The sequence below is a fragment of the Frisingicoccus sp. genome (assembly GCA_016298055.1).
Classification (GTDB): Bacteria; Bacillota; Clostridia; order Lachnospirales; family Lachnospiraceae; genus Frisingicoccus.
The window spans coordinates 1-2085 of record JAEDDO010000270.1 but is presented as its reverse complement, the minus strand read 5'-3'; the positions used below and the strand labels follow the sequence as shown (position 1 = coordinate 2085).

Here is a 2085-nt window from a genome sequence, read left to right as displayed (position 1 = left end):
GTTCTTTTGTAATCTGTTTAATATCCTGTGTATTTGTTCCGCCAGTTACCTGATCTAATTGGTCCTCAGACTTTTTTTACTCAGCAGGCATACAATGGCCTTCTTCGCCTCCAACAACAGAAAATTCGTGAGGCCCCTGATCAACACCGTTGCCTTCGCAGAAATAAGCGAGACCGATGAGATCGCGTTGACCGGAACTATACACGGCTACAATTCCAGCTTGATGGTACACATGCCCGCCGCACTTGGAACAAATCTTATTGCAGCTTACTTGAGGACCTATATCTATAAATCCACCACTGATCTCTTTAAGTTCTTCGTCATTCAAAGAAAAGTTTTCTTTATTCATTATAAATTCCTCCTATAATCGATTCTATGATTTACATTAGAGCAACCGGCCTAAATTGTTGACAGACTATTTTTCGTTTTCCTCAGAGAAGAAACCACCATTAAGCTTTTCTTGATCTGAGGAGAAAAATCCGGCTTCTGCCTGAACTGTATTTGATGCAGAATTCGCACTTTTAAGAGAAGGTTCTTTTGTAATCTGTTTAATATCCTGTGTATTTGTTCCGCCAGTTACCTGATCCAACTGGTCATCAGAGATTTCCGTAAGGGGTTTCTTTGTTAATTCTTTTGACATATTTCAGCCTCCTTTATTTTTCTTTTCACTTATATATACGATATCTTTTTGTATAGGGCCGTTTTTGTTTGAAAAAAATAAAAAAATATTTTTTGAGGTATATACAATGGTTGACAATGTGTATATATGATGATATATTGTATATATCAAATATATACAATATTTACAGAGAGGTGCCATGTGAATATCATTATAAGTAATTCAGGTAATTTGCCCATATATGAACAGATTACCAATCAGATTAAGGACATGATCATGCGGGGGGAACTTCGGGGCGGAGAAGCTCTGCCGTCGATGCGGGCTCTTGCCAAGGATCTTCATATCAGTGTGATTACAACAAAGCGGGCCTACGAAGAACTGGAGAGAAGCGGTTTCATCCATACGGTTGTCGGCAGGGGCAGTTTTGTATCGGATGCGAATACGGAAGTCATGAAGGAAGAACAGTATCGAAAGATAGAAGAAACTTTGACGGAAGGTGTTCGTCTTGCGAAGCAGAGCGGAATCAGCTGTGAAGAATTGCAGGAGATTCTTCGGATGGTCTATGAGGAGGATTAGTTATGGAATATATTATTGAGGTGGAAGGATTAAGAAAACAATATCCGGAATTTGCTTTAAAGGATGTCAGCTTTAAGATTCCCGGCGGATGTATTATGGGGCTGATCGGTGAAAACGGTGCCGGGAAGTCGACAACGCTTAAAGCGATATTGGATCTGATCCATATTGACGGCGGAAAGATTTCTGTTTTTGGCAAAAGTATGAAGGATTCAGGGAAAGCAATCCGGGAAGATATCGGTGTTGTTCTGGATGGTGCCGGTTTTCACGCTTCATTAAATATAACGAATATCGGTGCTTTTATGAGCAAAATTTATAAAAAATGGGATGAACCTTATTATGAGCGTTTGTGCGAACGTTTTTCCCTTTCTGCCACACAGCGGATACAGGATTATTCTACCGGTATGCGGATGAAACTTCTGATTGCGACAGCTATGGCACATCGGCCGAAACTGCTCATCCTTGACGAGGCGACCAGCGGACTGGATCCTGTCGTTAGGGATGAAATACTGGATATGCTTCTGGAATTTATCCAGGATGAAGAACACAGTGTCCTTATATCGTCACATATAACAAGTGACCTTGAAAAAGTGGCAGATTATATCACATTTATCCATAAAGGTGAAATCTTTTTATCTGAAGAGAAAGATGAGATTATGGAAACTTATGGCATTGTTCACTGCAAAGAGGAAGACATCGTAAAGATACCGAAGCGTTATATTGTAGGTGTGGACCGGGGAACATACCGGTGTGACGTTCTGGTAAATTCCAGAGAAGATGTGGGGCGTCTTCTTCCTGAATGTGTGATCGACAGAATACGTCTGGAAGATGTGCTTTTATTTAAGGTGAAGGGAGAACGGTAGTATGACAGGGTTATTATATAAAGAGTTTTA

Annotated in this window: 4 protein-coding genes; 2 read left to right on the top strand and 2 right to left on the bottom strand. The window is 40.4% G+C overall.

Going from position 1 to position 2085, the window contains the following annotated elements; all coding sequences use genetic code 11:
- Positions 1–76: 76 nt before the first annotated feature.
- Positions 77–349: a hypothetical protein gene (locus QZZ35_RS11475; RefSeq protein ID WP_291236928.1), complete on the bottom strand. Its 273-nt coding sequence runs from the start codon at positions 347–349 to the stop codon at positions 77–79.
- Positions 350–415: 66 nt separating this feature from the next.
- A complete protein-coding gene (locus QZZ35_RS11470; RefSeq protein ID WP_291237526.1) occupies positions 416–640 on the bottom strand; it encodes a hypothetical protein in 225 nt (74 codons plus the stop codon).
- Positions 641–820: 180 nt separating this feature from the next.
- On the opposite strand from QZZ35_RS11470, the gene QZZ35_RS11465 reads away from it, so the two are divergent.
- Positions 821–1195, top strand: a complete 375-nt coding sequence (locus tag QZZ35_RS11465) for a GntR family transcriptional regulator (RefSeq protein ID WP_291237525.1) — start codon at positions 821–823, stop codon at positions 1193–1195.
- A 2-nt stretch (positions 1196–1197) separates the two neighbouring features.
- Positions 1198–2055 (top strand): ABC transporter ATP-binding protein, encoded by an 858-nt coding sequence (locus tag QZZ35_RS11460; protein ID WP_291237524.1) that lies wholly within the window; start codon positions 1198–1200, stop codon positions 2053–2055.
- Positions 2056–2085 lie beyond the last annotated feature (30 nt).